Below are 20,969 nucleotides of genomic sequence, written 5' to 3'. Positions count from 1 at the left end.
ATTTTTAATTACTTTAATTCCATAAAGGTGCCGTTCTCAGCAGAGGAAGTCAGAGACCGTTGTGACTACATTCTGCACACCTGATAAAAACAGTCTCATGCAACTAAGTTATATTGCATAACTCATTTCTTTCCTTTTACATTGGTGTTCTTCAATACTTACTAATCGCCCACTTTGCATTGTAAGCAACTGATCTGCTTGAGAGAAATACAATTCATCGTGACCAACAACAAAGACAATTTTGCCATTTGCTTTCAACTCAGGAAGTAACTCAGTATAAAAAACCTTTTTAAAGTCTGGATCTTGATCAGCAGCCCACTCATCAAAAACATACAGGCTACGGTCTTCTAAATAACTGACTAGCAAAGCCAACCGCTTCCTTTGCCCATCAGACAAGCTAATAGTTGAGAACATGTCGCCCTGAAGAGAAACTTTATCGTGTAAAGCTAATTTCTTAAGGTATCGTTCAACTTTATTTAAGTCTTCTTGCGCAAAACCATATAGCTTGGTGAATAAGAAGAAGTCGGTGTAAATCGCGCAAATACTCTCTCGTGCTTGCCATCTATTCTCTTCATTAATTAAAGTATCGTTGAATGCAATTTCACCTTGTGTCGCTATGTAGTGATTCGAAATGAGCTTAGCTAACGTTGACTTTCCTGAGCCATTTCCGCCAATAGCAAATGTGATTTGTCCACGCTTCAGTGAAAAGCTAACCGGCCCTAAGCTAAAACCTTCTTGCCCAGGATACTGATAACAAAGTTCCTTTATATCAATTTGGTCGCATGGAAGTGGCTCAAAATTATGATTGAGAGACTCTTGCGGCATTTCATTGATCAACGCCTGTAATTTCTTCAGTGCGATTACCCCTTGGCTGTAAGGCATGATTTCATTCATGATATTTGCCAATGGACCTATTAGGTACAATGTCGCTACAACGACACTGACTAACGCAGTATTAGAGAGCGAGTAGTAGTTCCCTGCGGCATAAACGATCACACCGATCGCTAAAAAGCCGATTAAGTTTCCGTACTGAAGCGCTAAATAGAAAATGCGGCCACCCGATATTTTCGTGTCTACATAGTGGTTTTCCGCACTAATTAATTTCTTGTCTCTATATTCTTGAAATCGCCTATGGTTAAGTTTTAACTCTTTAGCACCGTAAATGAACCCTCTCATACCTTCTTGAATTTCATCATAACTGTCACGAGATGTTGCATAGAATTTTTGACCAAGAATCATTGGGATACGATAAGAAACAATGCCAAATAATATGACTGCTATGACAACCCACAGCATGTTTATATCTAATATGGCAATGTAGCCTAGAACACCCAATACAACGCTGATATTAATAGCGAAATTAGGCACAGACGCTGCACTATCAGCAATCTTTGGAATATCCATAGTAATCGCAGAAACAAAACGAGAAGGACCTATTTTTTCTAAATCTTGTATAGGTAACTTGTATAACCTATCACTCATAAACACTCTGAGTGCACTCGCCGCCTTCACAACGATACTGTCTAATAAAATTTGCGATATTGCCCTCAATAGCAAGGCGCCAACACAGACGATTAAAAAGGCAATTGCAAACTTTGGTTGTACTATTTCATAGCCAAAGAGAAAGTGCTTATCCTCTTCTAGAAAGTTGGCCATGAGTGCGCTTTCTGTATTTACTGAGGCTAATATCAATGGTATCAAAGCTGCGTAAGACAACCCTCCAAGTATGCCACAGATAATGGAGAGCAAGACTCGGCTCTCACCTTGTGTAACCAAAAAGTGAAAAAGGCTTTTATTGACCTCTTGAATGTTACTTTTACTCGTCACGTTACTTCTCCCTGACAGTTCCATTTTCGCCCTGTCCACTTTGATTGATTAGAATATATTCACCGTGCTCAAACACCTCGGCCATATCCACATAGTGGGGGCTCAATAGCTGTCCAGATTGACCTGTGTCTACGATGAAACGTGCTGAAGACAGATCTCCCAAATCAATTAGCTGTCGGTATGCTGCACCCAAGCTTTTTACATAACCATCATCTTTTGAATAGCTCCCTCCTGCCACATTCACGGTATATAATCCGCCCTCGGCAGCATGCTCTTTATTGAAAACCTTTCCTAGTACTGGGTGTGATCCAAAAGTGGTGTGTGGGAGTTTAACTTTATGAACTTCTCCCCATTGCCAATCTTCAGCGCTACCGCCACTCGATAACTCAAGCTCTTCGATCGTATCTTGCAGAGACAAATGCGCTATCTTTTGACAACTTTCCACTTCTTCAGTCCTTGAGTTATCACACCATGCTTTGTATTTCCCATTCACCACCTCAGCTATAAACTCAGGTTTGTAGCTTTGACTTTGCACCTCTAGCGTAGACAGCCTATTTGGATAATTTAATTCCACTTTCAGCTCATCTTCTATAATACGATTGCTGAAATGCCGAGACCAAACTCTAAAAATTGCGGCGCCTGCACTCTGTGCAGACATCTCTTTATCCCATTGGGTCAATACCTCTATAACAGCCTGTTCTGTATCAGTTTTAGCATCAGATTTAAGCAAGAAAGGAACGATTTTTTCAGCGTGTAAATCATAGACATCTGATTGAAGCGCAGCCATATCATCAAGTGAAAACTTCGCCCCCCTCTCTATCTGCTTATGAAGTAAATGAGAGATGCGATCAGCTCGGTAATCCGGTTGCCAGTTGTTGGAAATAATATATGGGTATTCCTGTTCATGTATCTTATTGTTAGCCGTCACAATGACACCTGAACTTGGGTTAATTTGCTTAGGCATCTCTTCATAAGCAACATACCCTTGCCAAATGTGATCACTAGTCCACCCAGGAACAGGTAACTGGCCATTCGCCGATGGTCTGTTAGGGATACTACCTGCTGTATACAAACCGATATTACCCTGCACATCACCGTAAACAAAAGCCAGTGCTGGTGCATGATGTTGTTCCAATGCGGTACTAAACTCTTGCTTAGATGTTGCGTAGTTGACATCAATGAAGCTTTGTATGCTTTGGTCCGTTGGATCCAATGCAGACCATTTCAATGAAAAGCTACTTTGAGACCCAAAAACATCACTAATCAAAGGCCTATTTTTTGTCGTACGGACTTCCCATTCTATAGGCTTGTAAGGTGCACGTAAAAACGATGGAAACTCTTGGGCAACCAGTATTTTTTCTACACTGACCTCTGCTGGGACCCACTCTCCGTTATGCTCAAATAAGTTTTCATCTACCAAGTGCTGACGCTCTAAGTAAATGTCCTGCACATCAGCCGCTAAATTGGTTCCCGACCAAGCAATGTCGTTGTTGTGTCCAAAAATAATCGCAGGTACACCCGGAATAGTCGCGCCCGAAACACTTAAAGTGGCCCCCTGTAATTTAGCCAAATAAAACGTTGAAGGAAGGGTCATTCTTAGATGCGGGTCACCACTTAACATTGGTCGCTTTGACTGTGTATGCTGCCCAGATACAACCCAAGCGTTACTGCCGATCCCTTCCCACTTTGATTGGAACTGCTGCTCGATATTTTTGTAAAAGCTGCTCATCGCAGCGAGTTCTTGCACAGACACTGGAGTTTCAGTCGCTTGGCTGGCATCAATTGCTAACAGCTCCTGTGCTTTATTCAACCCTAAATGTTTAACTAAGATAGAATTTGACAATTCATTTTGATAATTCGCCCCCAGATTCATCGCCATTAATTTAATCAGCAATAAAGAGTCGGATGGAGACCAACGCTCAGCCTCAACACCATAATAGTAGAACTCTAAAGGTAATATGCTCATCGCCGATATACCTTTGTTAACACCATCTGAATAAGCCTGCAAAATTGAAAGCGTTCGCTCAGATAAACTATCGAGGGCCGTGGTCGACGTTTTATTTAACCCAAGCGTTCTCATCAACTTGTCGCTTGGTAACGCTGATACCCCAATAATTTCAGCAAGGCGACCTTTACCAAGTCTGCGTTGGTAGTCCATTTGCCACAACCGATCTTGCGCGTGCACAAAACCCAATGCGTAGAATGCATCCATGTCTACTTTAGCGTCAACATGCGGAACGCCCCATTCATCCCTAGAGATAGAAACTGAATCGTGTTTTCCTTGTATATGCTTTATCGAGTTTGATGACGGTAAGTTCGCCTTTAGCCAAAAATAGCTCACAAGAAAAGCTATCACTATCGGCAGTATCAACCATATAAATAATCGTGATAAAAGTGGATATTTGGTTTTTAGTGAAGTAAACAAATCAATAACCTTTATAATCAATCGCCTTAAATAAAGCGGCTCAAATCCATAAGAAATTCATTATTTGTATGATGAATTGTGCTCTGTACGACGGTACTTATTTGATAACCCCGCTATCGTGGCACATGAGAATATGTCCTTCATGGTCACCTTAATATCTAGAGCATCATTAATTTCATTAACAACTTGTATGGCTTGCAAAGAGGAACCGCCAAGTTCAATGAACTGGTCTTTAACACCGATATAAGGCACCCCTAGCACCTTGCACCAAATATGGCTCAACTGGACTTCCAGAACAGTACGCGCAGAAACATACTGATTGTGTACTTGTAAGTTGGCGAGAGCCTGCTCACTATAGTTAGCAGCATCAGTATTTATCGAACCGCCAATATCGTAATACCGAGGGGTCATATAAGCGGGAAGTAATTTCTGTAAGTGTTGAAACAATTCAGCTTTTGTCACTACCATGTTTGTTGCGACCTTAGCCACAAGCGCTTCATTCAATTGCTTATTGCGTATAATTTCAACTCTAGCGTCAGCAATACTGGGATTGGTTCTCAGTGCATAGGCAACTTCATTCAAGCTCAGTTGTCTACCACGGAAGCTGATTCTTTCTTCATCGTAATGCAGTATTTCCACTCTGCCACAGGGTAGTCTTCGGCCAATTTCGCCACTTTTAAATAATCGCTCACCTGTTTGAGGATGGGTAACAAACCGTTCGTTCTCCCCTTCAGCTTGTTGCCAATACGAAGTCGCAAGCTCAACGCCACTTCTATATATATGGCCGCTAACAAGAACTGGACACTCGACCAGTGCAGTATTCAGCACATATACCTTCTGATTTCGAATCACACTTTGGGTGTCAAAAGCATCCTGATCTGTGTAACGGCTAATGACAGACCAAGTACCACACTCAGCAACACCTTCAAAACAATAGATCGCTAACTTTTCATCCCAATTACGGATGTTTTCAAGTAATGTTCGGTTTACATTTTGCCCAACCAAGCAAACTCGGCTTAATAAGATCTTGTCGTTACTGTGGAACTCTTTTAAATAGTGCCATAATATTTCTGCTTGATATGAAGATGAGTGCCAAATGGTTATTCCGTGCTTGATCAGCTTATTGAACCACACTTCGCTTGATGTCTGATGCGCCTCTTCAACACTAACAATACATCCACCAGCTACCAAAATACTGAAGCGCTCATATATTGAATGCTCTGTGTCATATTCTGAAATAGCTAACAATTTATCTTCTTTAGTAATTGAAAGCCGTTCATTCATATCAAGAACGGCATTTACGATACTACTTTGTGAAATTTGCACACCTGTTGGCATTGATTGTTGATCTATGGCGTCAAAAATCACACAGGCTAGATTATTTTGCTCTGTAGGTGTCATTTCTGTATGTATCAGTTCAGCAGTTGTAATTCTGCCGCTAAGTCCATTTACGTCTATTTCGGGAATGTTGTTGAACTGTCCAGGCTCATCACTCAAAATGATGCTCGCTCCAGATAATTCAAGCAGCACCTTTTGACGCTGCACAGGTTGAGAGGCATCAATTGGCACAAAAACGAGCCCTGACAACAATGCTCCAACCGCTGCACAAACTTGTTGCGACGTCGACTTTATAACTAGAGCCACTATCGATTTTTCAGCCAGATTTGTACCTTTGAGCTGCTCTGCAATAAGCAAAGCCTGTCTGTATAACTCTGCGTACGTGATACTCGAAGATTCCCCTTGCACAGCGACGGCATTTGGTTGATTTTTTACTTGCTCTAAAATCAGTGAACCTAAAGTATGTTCTTTATAGGTATCACTTTGTACCCCCTGCCATTGCGATAATTGCGCATAATCACGCTCAGTTAGTAAAGGGGTTGCAGCAATCTGCACATGAGGCTCACAACATAGCCTAACCAAAAGCTGTTTATAGTGGCTTATCAGCTGCTCTATATCTGATTCTTCAAAAAGCTCTGAACTATATTCAGCTCGTAAGTTAAAACCAGTATTTTCTCTTTGGACATATAAGGTTAGATCGAACTTAGAAGTAGAGCTTGAAAGAGGTATTTCTGTCATTGAAATACCATCAAGATGTAACTGTATAGACGAAGGAAAATCTTGATATACAAGCATTACTTGAAAAAGCGGAGCGTAGCTTTTACTTCTTACAGGCTTTAAATGCTCCACAACCTTTTCAAATGGAACCTTTTGGTGCTCATATGAAGCCCTGACAACCTTGTTAACGCTTCGTAGCAACTCGATAAATGAGTCTGATTGCTTAACTTCATTCCTGATAACTAAAGTGTTGACAAACAAACCTATGTTGCTTTCAATTTGCTTTTTATGGCGATTGGCAACAGGTGTTCCAACTGCAATATCGGATGTATTCGTGTATTTACTGATTAGTACATTGAACGCTGACATCAAAGTTACAAAAGTAGATACTTGATTTTCACAACTAAACTGCTCCACTGTGTGGAGCACATCGAGCGGCAAAGCATCGCATAGTATTGCACCTTTAGCCGTTAAGACATCAGGGCGCTCTTTTCTCAATGGTAATGCCAAACACTCTGGTAGACCCGCCAATGACTCTTCCCAATATCGTAAATCCTCCTTGAAGCCTGCTTCATGTTCAGTATCTCGCTGCCAATTCGCAAAATCTTGGTACTGTACATCTAACGGCGGCAAATGGGTTTGTGAACTATAGTAGTGAGCAAACTCTTTCTTAAGAACTTCTAACGACCACCCATCAGAAATAATATGATGCATGTTTAAAAACAATACATGCTCTTGTGCATTTAACTTAAAGAGTTTAGCCCTGAACAAGGCATCCTTTTCAAGATCAAAAGGGATTCTAGCTTGAGCATGTAAAGCGTCATTTAACTGCGCTTGCTCAATCTCTGTGATAGGTAATGTGAAATCAATACTTGGACGAACAACTTGTCTCGGTTCACCCCCTTCAACTACAATTTGACTGCGCAAAACATCATGTCTTTTTATAATAGACTCAAAAGCACGAAGCACAGAATCTATATTCAGCTGCCCTTTGAGCATCACCGAAATAGGAATGTTGTAGCTCGCTTTATTGCTCTCCCCTAACTGATCTAAAAACCATAGTCTTTGTTGAGAATGTGAAAGTGGGACACCTTGTTCTAATTGTTTTTGAGGCACTTTCGAAATTTTAGGCTCTGAATCAGCCTGCTTTTTCGAAATGCTTTTTTTTTTAAGTTTTGCTAAGAATTTACTCTGCTGTTCAGCTGATAAACCAGAGAACTTCCCAACTAAGCTTTTAGTATCTGTCATTTATATATTCGCGTTTCAATCTGATACTTCAACAGCACATTCACTTTGGTTAGACTTCGACTGAAAAAGTGAAGCCTAACCTTTGTGTACTGAATTAGTAGTGTTGTTTTCCCTTGAAGAAAGAACAAGCGTTAAAGCTCATTCTCCTCAGACATATCTTGCATAGCAATCATTAGAATTTTCTCTGCCAGTGCACGAATTGTTAGCGCTTCAAAAAACTCTTTCAAAGTAATACTGACACCGGTTGATTCTTCTATCTCTGCCACAATTTTCACGCTAAGAAGGGAATTTCCACCTAATTGATAGAAATTGTCTTCCACGCCAACTTGTTCAACCTGCAAGATATCTTCCCAAATCGCAACTAGAATGACTTCTAACTCATTGTCTGGTTCGACATAACTGGCGGCCAGCATATTTTGTATTGCCTCCTTCGGGTCCGGAAGAAGGCGGTGATTGAGTTTACCAAGTTCAGTGCGTGGTAATTTATCTACGAAAACATAGACTCCAGGCTGCATGTAGTCGCTCAATGCACCTTGTACATGCTGACGTAGCTCAAGCTCCCCCTCACGGGAGCTCACTCCGTCGGCTAACACAACATAAGCAACAATATATTGTTTCTCTTTATTTTCTTTGAATATGCGTACAGCAACATCCTTCACGTTTTTATGGCTGTATAAGCCATGCTCAACTTCAGATAAATCAATCCTAAATCCATTTAGATTCACCTGAGAGTCCTTACGGCCAAGAATAATGATGTCACCATTACTCAATTTTCTTGCTAGATCTCCTGTCCTATAAAGCCTTTCTTTCGTCGATGAGAAAGGGTTTGCAATATATTTTTGTGCTGTCAGTTCATCTGCATTCAAGTACCCTCTTGAAATCTGATGCCCTGCGACAAATAACTCCCCCTTCCCTCCGCAAGGTACGGGTGACATAGTTTCATCTAAAATGTACAAATCCGTATTATTAAGCGGATGTCCTATCGGCGTGGTGAATGCTCCACCTTGATAGTCTTTTGGTATCGTGAAACAGCTAACATCTGATGTTGTTTCAGTCGAGCCATAAAAATAACTTAGTGTCATTTCATTGTGCATAGCCTGCAACTTCGAGACTAGTGCTTGATCTAAAACGTCTGCCCCTATAAACCAGTTTCTTGGCGCATCAAGTCGAGAGAATGCGTCTAAGTCATAATCGAGCAGTGTTTTTATATGAGCAGGAGACGTCGCTGTAAAGGTAACCTTATGTGCCTGCAACGCTTTTAGGAATGAAGCAGGCTCATTCAGTGCATTTTGTTGTAATAGAACCAACTGTGCACCAGCGCTCAAAGCGTAAAAGATTTCTCTTTCTGCACGAACAAAGTTCATTGGTGTGCAATGAAGAATCACATCATCTGATGTTATTCCGAACGTTTCAATCATCCACTGAGTTCGGTTAATCATTCCTTTGTGGATACCAATCACGCCTTTAGGTTCACCCGTTGAGCCCGATGTATAGATGACATATGCCGCATCTAAATCAGACACTGGTAAATCTGGGTTGCGTAGCTCAGTTGAGTTGCGACATAATTCTTCATCAACCACAAGTTCAACCACACCTTCATCCAAGTCTAGACTCAAACTTGAATCATTTTTTAGAACAAAACGCGGTTTAGAATCTTCCAGAATGTATTTACATCGCGCTGGTGACATATCTGGTTCTAGTAAGACACAGCATGCGCCAACCTTTAGGCCCGCTAAAAATGCTGCGACCATTTCTGCACTGCGGTGCATATATATCGCAATGTTACTTCCTGACGTCACGCCATTAGCCAGTAGCTTATGCGCGATGATGTTCGCTCTTTGGTTCAGCTCTGCATACGTCACGCTCTGCTGTGCGCACACAACCGCAATTGCGTCAGGCTGACTAACCGCTTGTTGTTCAAATAACTGATGCACGCCTCGAACAGAAAGTGGCACCACTTTCCCGCTGGCAGCTTCTGGCTGAATTGTTCCATTACCTCTTCTAGGTAACGTGATATGGGAAATATCTTGCCCTGAGTCACGAATAACAGCACAGAGAATTTCATGACAACATTGAGCTAAATAAGCAACCGTTTCCGTCTCAAAAAGCTGAGAGCTATAGTTAAAACGAAGCCACATTTTTTGCTCTGACTCGACAACTGTGAGCGCTAGTTCCGCTTGAGTAATTTGACTGGGCATATCATAGGATGATAACTGCAACCCATGAAGGTCAATACTTGCACCACTTGTGCCTAAGAAAAACTCTCCTATAGACTCAAGTTCATGTGCCTTTTGCAAAGCAAATCGTACATTTGGGAATGCATTTGCAACTGAAAGCACTTCTTTTAACTGTTGTATTTGTAGAATCTGCTGTGATGGATAGCACTTGTGTTCTAACACTGATAAGAATGTATTTTTAACATTATCTAGCAATGTATCAAAAGACATATTTGGCTGAATTCGGGTACAAACAGGTTTTACATCAACAAAACAGCCTGCAACTTGAGCATAGTCCACCATTGGGCGTTGTGATATTGGTGTGCCAACAACAATATTTTCATTACCCATAAATTTGTGAAGCAACACCTTATAAACACTAAGTATAAGCGTATAAGGTGTCACCCCTTTGCGTTTAGCAAGCATATTAATTTGCTTACAGAGCTCTGGTGATAACTGCAAGTCATGGTTAGCCCCAGAAAAATCAAACTCTTTCGGATTCTTTTTATCCGTAGGTAGTTCGGTTATTTCAGTCAAGCCCTCAAATTGGCTTTGCCAGAATTTACGCGACTCTTCTTGATCTTGCCTTGAAAGATCATTCAATTGAGATTCGCTGTAATCTTGATAACTAAACTTTGTTTGTGTTTCAGGAGGTCTGTGTCCATTTGCTAATAATTCATAGTTTTTAGCTATCTGCTGCAAACTTATTTGTAATGACCACGCGTCCATAGCGATGTGATGAACCACGAAGTGGAACAATACTCTTCCTTCAGCTAGTTGATATATTGTAGCTCTACATATCGGACCATTTTTCAAATCAAATGGCTGATTTGCGGAGTGCTCAATCAACTTATTAAGCTCGTCTTGTGCAAGGCTTGACCCGTCAACATCACTTAATACGTCGTTGAAATCGGAAATCGGCTTAACAGCGCATTCAGGTTCTCCTGAATGTTCTATATATACCGTGCGCAATATTGCTTGTTGTTCAAGGTACGCATCAAATGCGCCTCTGAAGGCTTCAAGACTAAATGCGCTTTCTGAAATGCTTTTTATTTCTACAGCAACTGATAAGTTTAGAGCAGCAGTATTGTTGGATTTATTATTCAGCTGCCAAAACATCATTTGTTGACTGGACAGGCGATTCTGATTGGATGAAGTAAAGTCTGATGCACTTACTTGGGATTGTGAAATTACCGTCTTCTTTTGAGAAACATAACTGGTCAGTTCATCAATTAACTGTTTCAAACTCGACGTATTCAGCAGTTTTTCCATTGGATAAACAACCTCAAGCTCCGACTCAATGTCATACTGCAACTGAGCAGCTTTCATTGAATCAAGGCCATAATCAAGCAACGGCCTGCCTAGATCAACTTTTTGTCCTATAAATTGTGATGTTATCCATTTTGCTGCAAAGTGCTCTACAGAAGTTTTGGGAATAAGTTCCTCACATTCTTGCTTGGCATCCAATGTATTTGTAGATACTGCCGCTGCGTTAAGTGCTTGATATCCGTTTTGTAGATAAGTACTTTTACACAATGAGCGCCTAACTTTGCCGCTTGAAGTAATGGGAACATGGCCAGGTTTTACTATCACAACCTCAATATTTAATTCGAAAATATTAAAAATTGCCTGCTTTATATCTTTCTCAAGCTGTTGAAAATCGGCTTTTCTAATTGATGTGCGCTCAATTTCCTGTACTAACACAATCGATGCTTGATCAGCCCCTTTATCATCGTTTAAGAAGGCAATCCCTCTACTTGGTTTAAGAGCTGCGCTGACTTCCTGTGCTTTAGCTTCAATATCTTGAGGGTAATAGTTTTTCCCTCTGAGAATAATTAAATCTTTCAACCTGCCAGATACGTACAAATTTCCGTCACATATAAAGCCCAGATCTCCTGTTCGTAAAAACCTATTTGGTTTCCCATCTAAAAAAGAATAAAAGGCTGTTTTACTGAGCTCATCTCGACGCCAGTAACCATGAGCGATACTCTCTCCACTCACCCAAATCTCACCTACCGAGCCATCGTGAATCGATTGCTGGGTATCTGGGTTCACAATTTGTATATCAACTCCCAACTCAGTCGTTCCGCAACTCACCAATGAAAAGGTGCTTTCACTCGCCTGTAGCTTTATAACAACGTTATTATTTTCTAGTTCTTTACGGTCAACGTGCTTAACGACTGGCTGTTCCCCTTTTTCAACACCACTGACGAATAATGTAGATTCAGCTAGTCCATAACATGGATAAAATACTTCTTTCTTGAAGCCGCAACTTTTAAATGCCTGGTAAAAGTTTTCTAGCGTGTCAGGATGGATAGGCTCAGCACCATTAAATGCCAAGTCCCAGCCACTTAAATCTAACTCTTTTTTATCTTCCTCAGTGATTCGTTGAGCACACAATTCAAAGGCAAAGTTAGGACCACCACTGGTTGTTGCCTTGTATTTAGTAATTGCTTGTAGCCATCGAACAGGTTTTTGTAGAAAAGATACTGGCGACATTAAAATTGATGTTGAACCGATATATGCTGGGTGAAGTATGTTTCCAATTAACCCCATATCATGGTATTGAGGGAGCCAACCCACTACGACAGAATCTTGAGTATGGCAAAAGCGGGTACCGATCAGTGCTTGGTTATGCAGGAGGTTGCCATGACTCACCATCACCCCCTTAGGGTCACCAGTAGAGCCTGATGTGTACTGTAAAAATGCCAGTTTATCGGCGTGAATTGAGGGCTCAATCCATTCTTTCGCCGCTTCAGTATCAACTAATTCAGTTGTTATTACATGAGTTTTTTCAGCATCACTTTCATCAAGCAACCACTTATTAACTGACTCTAAACAAGAAGAATCAAGCAAAATCGCCTGAACTTCTGCATCATTCATAATACCTCTAAGGCGCTTCCAACTCTCAGCCCTTGCAGAGGGTAAATATACCGGTATACTTGTCACGCCAGCATATAAACAACCGAAAAATGCTTTTATAAATTCTATTCCGGGACTATATACCAACATAGCTCTATCAACCGAGCCTGACGCTTGCAATGTAGCTGCAATTGAACGTGCTTGGAGGTCTAACTCTTTATAAGTAATACTTTGCTGTAAAACTTCACCATCTTTTAGGAAAATATAGACGTCTTTTTCAGGTTGGACCTCAGCATAATACTTTATTATATCAATAAAGCTTCTTACCTTATCTTGCAAATTGAAATCTGCACCAAATAGTGAACTTAACGTCATTATCTCTCCCTATAACCTCACTAAATAACAACACCAAGTTGTTTGTTATATAAAAACCAAGCATTTTGATTTATTAAGACAAACCAAAACCAGAACAAAGATTACCCAGATCAATCACCTTGACTTAACAAAGTCGAAACAAGATCCAGAAACGCCTGACTTAAGTTCAAAATTATACAAGAAATAGCAACACTTTCAACCTAATAGGTACATTAATACACATTATAAAAATTAGAATTAATTACTTAGGGAAGAATATATATATTTTAAACAAAACCAATAAAAAAACAGACCAAAAACAAAGCAGAAAGCCCAAGAATAAGACATAACCACATGAAAACATCAAAAAGAGGAGAAAATAACTACCCAACTTAAATAATTCCTTTTACAAAGCAAGCAACTTTAAATTATTAATTAATTTATATTAATGAACAGCCCTTAAAAACAACTATATAAATAAAAATCAAATTAATACTTAGCCCCAAATAGGGGCTTTATCAGTCTTTAAAGAAGTTAAATAACAACCAATTCTAATTACCAGTTAATAACCGCACGATTTTACTAGCACCTTTTTCTTGTAATATACCTTTATGATCACCTTCAACTGAAAAAATACGCTCATATTTGAAGTTGGAAATGCTATCTAGATATTGCTTGTAGGTAGACAACTCTATGGGAGAGTTCTTGGCAAATACTAAATCAACTTTGCAATCTATCTTGTTGGCAGGAATGTATTCATCGTGTAATTGGCTTTGGTGGCGGTACAGCGCAATCATATGCGAGGGAATTCCGCTATGTTCTATACTGCTTTCAACCTCATCATTATATTTATTGAGGTCAATAAATGAACCTTTCAAAAAGTAAGTATCTAACAATGCAATATTCACTTTGCAATTGTGACGTTGTAAATAAGATGCGATCTCTACTGCTAATGCCCCGCCAAAAGAATGCCCAATTAGCTTAATATTAGTGAGGTTTTTCGAAATCAATAAGTTACCATAGGCTATCGCTGCTTCCTCTAACGAATTAAAATAGGCCTCTTGTTCACGTAACCCTTTGTGTTTAAGCACTCCAATTTCATAACCTTCCACATCTAATTTTTCGATTATATGTTCGAAATCTCTTTCGGTACTTGCAACCCCAGGGATAAATATCAAAGCGGGTGCATTGGACTCAAATGACGTGACCTTATGAAGCAATTCACTGTTTTGTTCGTTGCCTAAAGACGATATACACTTGGCTTGCTCAGTTATGGTGTTGTGGCTAAACAGCATGGTCAGCTCCATTGATGAGCACAATTTAGACTGAATAGCTGACAAAACTTTTACAGCTAGAAGAGAGTGTCCTCCAAGATCGAAGAAGCTTGAATTAGTACCGATAGATTCAGGATCGAGATCCAGAATACGAGCCCAAATAACTCGGATTTGATGCTCTAGATCCGTGCTTGGTGGGGTATAATCACTCTGCACTGCACTTAAATCAGGCTTAGGTAACAATCTTCTATTCACTTTGCCGTTCACCGTCAACGGCCATGCTTGTACGACCATCAAGACTGATGGAATCATATAAATAGGAAGCTGCTGTACTAATCTTCCTTTTATTTCTTCTCTAAACTCATCTTCTCGATCTTGTTCGACACTTTTTGTAGCCTTAACATAAGCTACTAATTGCTGAGTGCCTGACATGTCAGACACCGTGACAACGGCAGAGTCAATCATATCTATCGCCGCTATTCGACTTTCTAACTCACCAAGTTCGATACGAAACCCTCTAATTTTAACTTGATCGTCCACCCTACCAACAAATGATAAGTTACCATCTGGTAGGTATCTCACCAAATCTCCCGTCTTGTATAAACGAGGGGAACACCATGGGGTACTCTCATCGTAAAATGGATTGTCAATAAAATGCTGCTGAGTAAGCTCTGGGCGATTTAAATACCCACGGGCTAATCCATCCCCGCCAATATATAATTCACCAATGCCGTTGAATGGTGTAAATTGTAAATCCTTGCCTAAGACATAGTACTGCGTATTATTCAATGGATTACCAAGCGTTTCACTATTAAGTGCTAAGCTGCTGGTCACGCAGGCTTCTGTGGGCCCGTATACATTGAATACATCGGCTTTCACATGCGTTAATAAACTTGGCAGCATTGCCTCACCACCTGATACTACACGCTTAATTGAAGAGGCGTTGAGTAAGTCGCATATGCTCATTAAATGCGAAGGAGTGCTATCAATATGCGTTACTTTGTAGGTCGCGATTAAGCTCGTTAGCGCTTTAACATCAACTTTGCTTTGCGTTTTGGGGATCACCAACGTGTTGGCACTTAATAACATCGTAAACATTTGTTCAACTGAAGCGTCAAACGCATAAGTTGATAAAAGGAGACCGACCTCTTCGCTATTAGGCTTGATTTGGTAGTTTTCGTTTTGTGATGTTATTAAGTTTATTACTGATCTGTGCTCAATCAATACGCCCTTCGGAGTCCCAGTTGAGCCTGAGGTATAAATAACATAGGCTAAATCATCAGAGGTAACCACATTTTTAGAAGCCGCATACCATTGAGGTTTAAGCGCTTTTCCTAGGCTGCAACCTTGTGCTATCGAGACGGCACGCCCCGAGAAAGTAATCAGATTTTTCTCCGACTCGTCCTGACAAAGCACTAGTGAAGTGCCAGAGTCTTGTAAAATAAACTCGACCCGCTCATCAGGGTAACTTGGCTCAATCGGGATGTACGCAGCGCCCGCCTTTAAAATTGCAAGTATGCCGACTACCAGTTCTAGTGACGGGTGTGTACTCAAGCCAATAAAACTACCCGTTTGTATGCCACATTCAAGTGTTAGGTACGCGGCTAGGCAATCAGCCTGTTCATTTAATTCCGCATAGTTTAGGCTTGCACCATTATAGATAAGCGCGGTACTTTGCGGATAACGTGCCGCGACCTCTGCAAATTTATGGTGAATACATTGGTGCGTATCATAAGGTACGTGCGTGCTATTGATTTTCGACAACAATGCCTGAGATTCACCTTCGGATAGTAAACTCAGTGAAGCCAAAGAATCATCAGGGTTTGAATGACTAAGTTGTTCGAGTAGCTGACATAAGTGTTTACATAGCAGCTCAACGTGCCCTTGACTGAATAGCTCAACGTCATACGTCCAGTGTACAGTCATACCCAATTCACCCACTTCAAAGTCGATCTCTAAATCAAATTTGGACTGAATATTGTTTGTGCTTCTAGGCCACATTTCAATACCATGCAGCGCATTGCCAATGCGATTGCCAGCAGCGCCACTAAAGTCATTGTTTAGGGCCATAACAATTTGAAATAGAGGTGAGTAAGCATTGCTTCTTGGTACGCGTAACCGTTCGACAAGCTGGTCAACTGTCGCATCTTGATTAGATTGGGCATCAATGTTCACTGTTCTCACATGTTCAAAGTAACTAGATAAAGACGCATGTTCCGTATCTACATTAAGCACTAACATGTTGACGAAGAATCCTATTAACTGCTCAGCTTCAAGTGCTGTGCGATTAGCAATAGGAGTACCAATAACGATATGTTGTTCATTACTGTGTCGAGCCAGCAACAATGATAAGGCACTGTGCAAGAGCATGAATGTTGTAAGCTTATTGTCGTTCGCAATAGATATAAGCTTTCTTGTTACCTCGCTGGACAATGTTGCGCTGACCACCGCACCTGTTCGCCCCTTAACTTCTGGTCTTTTATAATCCAGTGGCAAGCTATGGAGTGTTGGAGCCGACTCAAGTTGCCTTTGCCAGTATTCAAATTGCTTTGCTAAATGCCCTTGGGCAAGTTGAGAGCGCAATCGTAGCGCGTAATCAGCATATTGAATCTTTAGCGGCTCTAATGAGTGCATATTATTCACTCGCAACTGGTTATACAGCGCAGTAAATTCATTTCTTAAAATCTCCATTGACCAACCATCGGAAGCGATATGATGCATACTAACAATGAGTGTCCCCATCGTATGATCCCTTTCGATAAAACACACCCGAAGCATAAGATCCTGCGATAAATCAAATGGTAAACTGCACTGCTCAGCTACTAATTGCTCAAGAGCTTGTTGTCGAGTTTCAGCATCCTTATCAAGAAGCGTGTAATTGCAAATTGAGAATTCAACTTGACTAAACGGTTTAATGTACTGAACAGCTTCCCCCTCGCGTTCTTGATAAACACTACGTAGGATCTTGTGCCGTTGAACTATCGTTAAGAACGCTTTGTTCGCGATATCTAAATCAAATTTCCCTTCAAGGTCAAACACTAAAGAAATGTTATATTCTGGTGACTCCCCTTGCAGTTTATTGATAAACCATAAGCGTTGTTGCGCGAAAGATAAAGGCACAGCTTCTCCCTCTTGCACTAACGAATGAGCTAACACGTTATTATCCACTTGTTGGCTATGGGTTAAACAAGTTGCAAATGCGCCTAAAGTTGGATTTTCAAATATGTCTTTTACTGATACTTCAGCATCAGATTTCGCTCTTAATACCGTCAATAGCCGCACACATAGCAATGAGTGGCCACCAAGCTCAAAGAAATTTGCATTAGTACCTATATGCTCACTGGGTATGTTTAAAAGCTCGGACCAAACCAGTGCCAACATTTTCTCGTTCTCAGTGGCTGGCTCAATATACTCTTCTTGAATTAACTGAGGTGTAGGTAGGGCTGTAGTATCTATTTTCCCATTTGCAGTTGTTGGCCAGCTCTCAACAATTAAAAACGCAGAAGGCTTCATGTGCTCAGGAAGCTGCTGTGCTATATCCAACTTAATTTTTTCTAGGGATTTGTTTGCATCATCATCGTTACACGATAACTTTACATAGCCCACTAGAATGTCATTACCATTGACCTTCTTAAGAATAACATGGGCTGAATCAACGGTAGACATTGCAGATAAACACGCGCTTATTTCCCCAAGCTCTATTCGCACGCCCCTAATTTTAACTTGATCATCTATTCTGCCTCGAAACACAACATTCCCGTCAGGCAAATAATTCACCAAATCGCCGGTTCTGTACAGAGTTTTACAGCTGTTCGAGTTACTAGGATCGTAGTAAGGGTTTGCAATAAAACGATCTTTTGTAAGCTCAGGCTGATTTAAATAGCCTTGCGCCAACCCAGCTCCACCAATATACAGCTCGCCTATTGCCCCAAATGGTAGCAATTGTTGTTGCGCATCAAAAATAAAGTACTGAACATTTGTATTTTGCCGCCCAATATGAAGCTGTTCACTGTTTGTAATATTTCCGACAGAACTACAAATTGAAATCTCTGTAGGGCCGTAGCAATTGTAAAACTCAATGCCTTGCGCTCGCCACTTGTTAACTAACTCCAAAGAGCAGCTTTCTCCTCCCGTAGCTACAACTTTCAGCGAATGGTAATTACTTGGTTCAATACACTCTAAAATTGACGGTGTCAAAAATAAGTGTGTCACATCGGAGTACGATTCCAGTTCTTGCTGAAAGTCTAAGGAGGCTGCGAGTCTCAGTTTTGCGCCAGATGCCAAGGCACACCAAAATATCCATAAGGCAGCATCAAACGCTAAAGATGTAGCGTGATAAATAACAGCATTCGACCCATCTTTGAATGGTGCGCAGCGTGTACTGTGCAATATACTGTGAATTAGGCCTGAATGTTTTATCATTACGCCCTTTGGCTTGCCTGTGGAGCCTGACGTATAAATCACATACGCGAGATCATCAACCGATAATGCTACATCGCTTGCTTCTAAATTATGTTTATCATTGCTAAGCCACACCGCATCGTGATCTGAAGTTAAAAAGCGCTCTACGGGCTGACATTTCGTTACCAACTCGTTGAGCTTGTTTAGCTGCGGCTCTGAACCCAGTAACAGCTCTAAGCCAGAGTCTGCAATCATGTACTCTAATCGTGCTCGTGGATATTTAGGGTCAAGTGGCACATATGTACCACCGGCTTTAAAAATTGCTAAAATTGATAAAGCCATTTCAATCGTTCGCTCCGAGCATACGCCCACGAGTACATTAGGGCCAATCCCATACTGTTGTTTTAAATAGCGGGCCAGTTGGTTTGCTCGTTCATTCAAATGTCGGTACGTAATACTTCTATCAGATAGTGCTACTGCAGTATTTTCAGGGTTTGACTCCACATACTGCTCAAATAGCTGATGTACAAAATCGACGTCTTCCTTGGGTTTATACGTATCATTTAGTGTGTATAAGAGGTGATTTTTTTCACTATCAGATAACATATCGAGCTGAGATAGAAGGCTCATCTCACTTGCTTCACTAACGGCGTCGAGTAAATGACATAGATGCCCATTCAACTTCGCAATGTGTTGCTCATTAAACAAACTACAGTCGTAAATCCATTCAATATCGATATGATGATCTTTAATATTAAAGTCAACAACTAAGTCAAATTTAGCAGGTATGAAACCCGAGTTAGTGGGCGTCAGGTCTAGTTCGTGAAGTGAAATAGATTGCAATGCATTTTTATTTGTGCCGGCAAAGTCTTCACTTTTAGTCACCATAATTTGAAAAAGAGGCGTGTGTGAAGCACTTCTGGTAACGTGCATACGCTCAACTAACTTATCAAAAGGAATATCTTGATTTGATTGCGCATCTAAGTGCGTCTGCCTCACATGGCTCAAATAGTCTAATATTGTTCCTTGCTTTACATCGATCTTTAGAATCAAGGTATTGACAAAAAAGCCGATCAGAGCTTCCAAATCTTCATGATGACGATTAGCAGTAGGTGTGCCCATCACTATACTGGTACTGTTACTATGACGCGCTAACAATAAGGACAGCATCGCATGCAGTAACATAAACGGAGTTAATCTGTGTTGCTTTGCAACCTCGATAAGCTTTTGTGTTGTTCGGCTTGAAATTTGGCCAGTAACCAATGCGCCTTTATTTTGCTTAACATCTGGGCGAGGATAATCCAGTGGAATACTGTGTATTGTAGGGGCATTTGCTAAATGCTCCGTCCAATACTTTATTCTTGATTCTAATAAATCATCTGATAGATAGTTATCCAACCAGTAAGAATAATCTATATATTGAATTTTAAGTTCGGGCAATGAAGACGCTTTTTCATGGCAGTAAGCATTATAAAGCTCGCAAAGCTCTCTCGTTAAGATCTGTATAGACCAACCGTCTGAGGCGATATGATGCGTATTTAAAATAAGCTTACCGCTACTATTTCTTAGCTTTATACAACTTAGCCTTAGCATTACATCTTCACTTAGGTTAAACTGCTTCTCACATTCCGAAGTTATGATCTTTTCAAGCTCTATTTTGCGTTCTTCCTCGCTAACTTGTGTCAAATCAAACAGGCTAGGTTTGCATTTATCAGCATAGAAAGGCTTAACTGTTTGATTAACTTCCCCGTCAATCAAATGATATACCGTCCTCAGTATTTCATGACGTAAAACTATTTTATTAATTGCTTCGGTAAGGGCCTCTAGATTTAATACACCTTTAAAGTCGAACACTAAAGGCATATTATATTCTGTTGTTCCCGACTGTAGGTTATCTATAAACCACAAACGTTGTTGTGCAAAAGAGGCTCGGTACTCATGTAAATTCACTTTTTCAATAGGTGATATTTTCTCTCTAGAATCTACGCTTTCTTTTATGCGCAAGAACTCCATAAGTTGCAATTTATTCTTTTTTATTAGCTCAATTGACTCTCTAGTCATTTCTTTTTTTAGTGACCGAGCTTTGAGTTTTTCTCCATCAAGATAAAGCTGAACCCCTTGCGCCAAAAGTAAATTATAGACATGCTGCATACTACGACTTACATTCCTTATATCTGTATTTTGTACTTTTACGAACCACTCTTTTTACTTTATAAATTATCAATAATAATTAAACCCAAAAACTTGAAATATATATAGTTTCTTAAAGTTAGTAGTAAGCTCATCAATAGTCTATTGATTTTAACA

At 40.4% G+C, this 20,969-nt stretch carries 5 protein-coding genes; all 5 read right to left on the bottom strand.

From position 1 onward, the window contains the following. Window positions 1–108: 108 nt before the first annotated feature. The gene (locus N480_RS11290) at window positions 109–1,827 is read right to left on the bottom strand and encodes a cyclic peptide export ABC transporter (RefSeq protein ID WP_063372612.1); all 1,719 of its coding nucleotides are present in this window, start codon (window positions 1,825–1,827) and stop codon (window positions 109–111) included. 1 nt (window position 1,828) lies between these two features. Next, the gene (locus tag N480_RS11285) at window positions 1,829–4,168 is read right to left on the bottom strand and encodes a penicillin acylase family protein (RefSeq protein WP_196761485.1); all 2,340 of its coding nucleotides are present in this window, start codon (window positions 4,166–4,168) and stop codon (window positions 1,829–1,831) included. Between the two features lie 144 nt (window positions 4,169–4,312). Then, window positions 4,313–7,555, bottom strand: coding sequence for a non-ribosomal peptide synthetase (locus tag N480_RS11280; protein ID WP_063372610.1), 3,243 nt, complete (start codon window positions 7,553–7,555; stop codon window positions 4,313–4,315). A 131-nt stretch (window positions 7,556–7,686) separates the two neighbouring features. Next, window positions 7,687–13,008, bottom strand: coding sequence for a non-ribosomal peptide synthetase (locus tag N480_RS11275; protein WP_063372609.1), 5,322 nt, complete (start codon window positions 13,006–13,008; stop codon window positions 7,687–7,689). 530 nt (window positions 13,009–13,538) lie between these two features. Further along, window positions 13,539–20,813 (bottom strand): non-ribosomal peptide synthetase, encoded by a 7,275-nt coding sequence (locus N480_RS11270; protein ID WP_063372608.1) that lies wholly within the window; start codon window positions 20,811–20,813, stop codon window positions 13,539–13,541. Window positions 20,814–20,969 lie beyond the last annotated feature (156 nt).

The organism is Pseudoalteromonas luteoviolacea S2607 (assembly GCF_001625575.1).
Taxonomy (GTDB): Bacteria; Pseudomonadota; Gammaproteobacteria; order Enterobacterales; family Alteromonadaceae; genus Pseudoalteromonas; species Pseudoalteromonas luteoviolacea_E.
This window is presented reverse-complemented; position numbering and strand designations above follow the sequence as displayed.

Excerpts from the sequence above, each read along its gene's own strand:
- N480_RS11270 (WP_063372608.1), bottom strand. The coding sequence starts at position 20,813 with ATGCAGCATGTCTATAATTTACTTTTGGCGCAAGGGGTTCAGCTTTAT.
- N480_RS11280 (WP_063372610.1), bottom strand. The coding sequence starts at position 7,555 with ATGACAGATACTAAAAGCTTAGTTGGGAAGTTCTCTGGTTTATCAGCT.
- N480_RS11275 (WP_063372609.1), bottom strand. The coding sequence starts at position 13,008 with ATGACGTTAAGTTCACTATTTGGTGCAGATTTCAATTTGCAAGATAAG.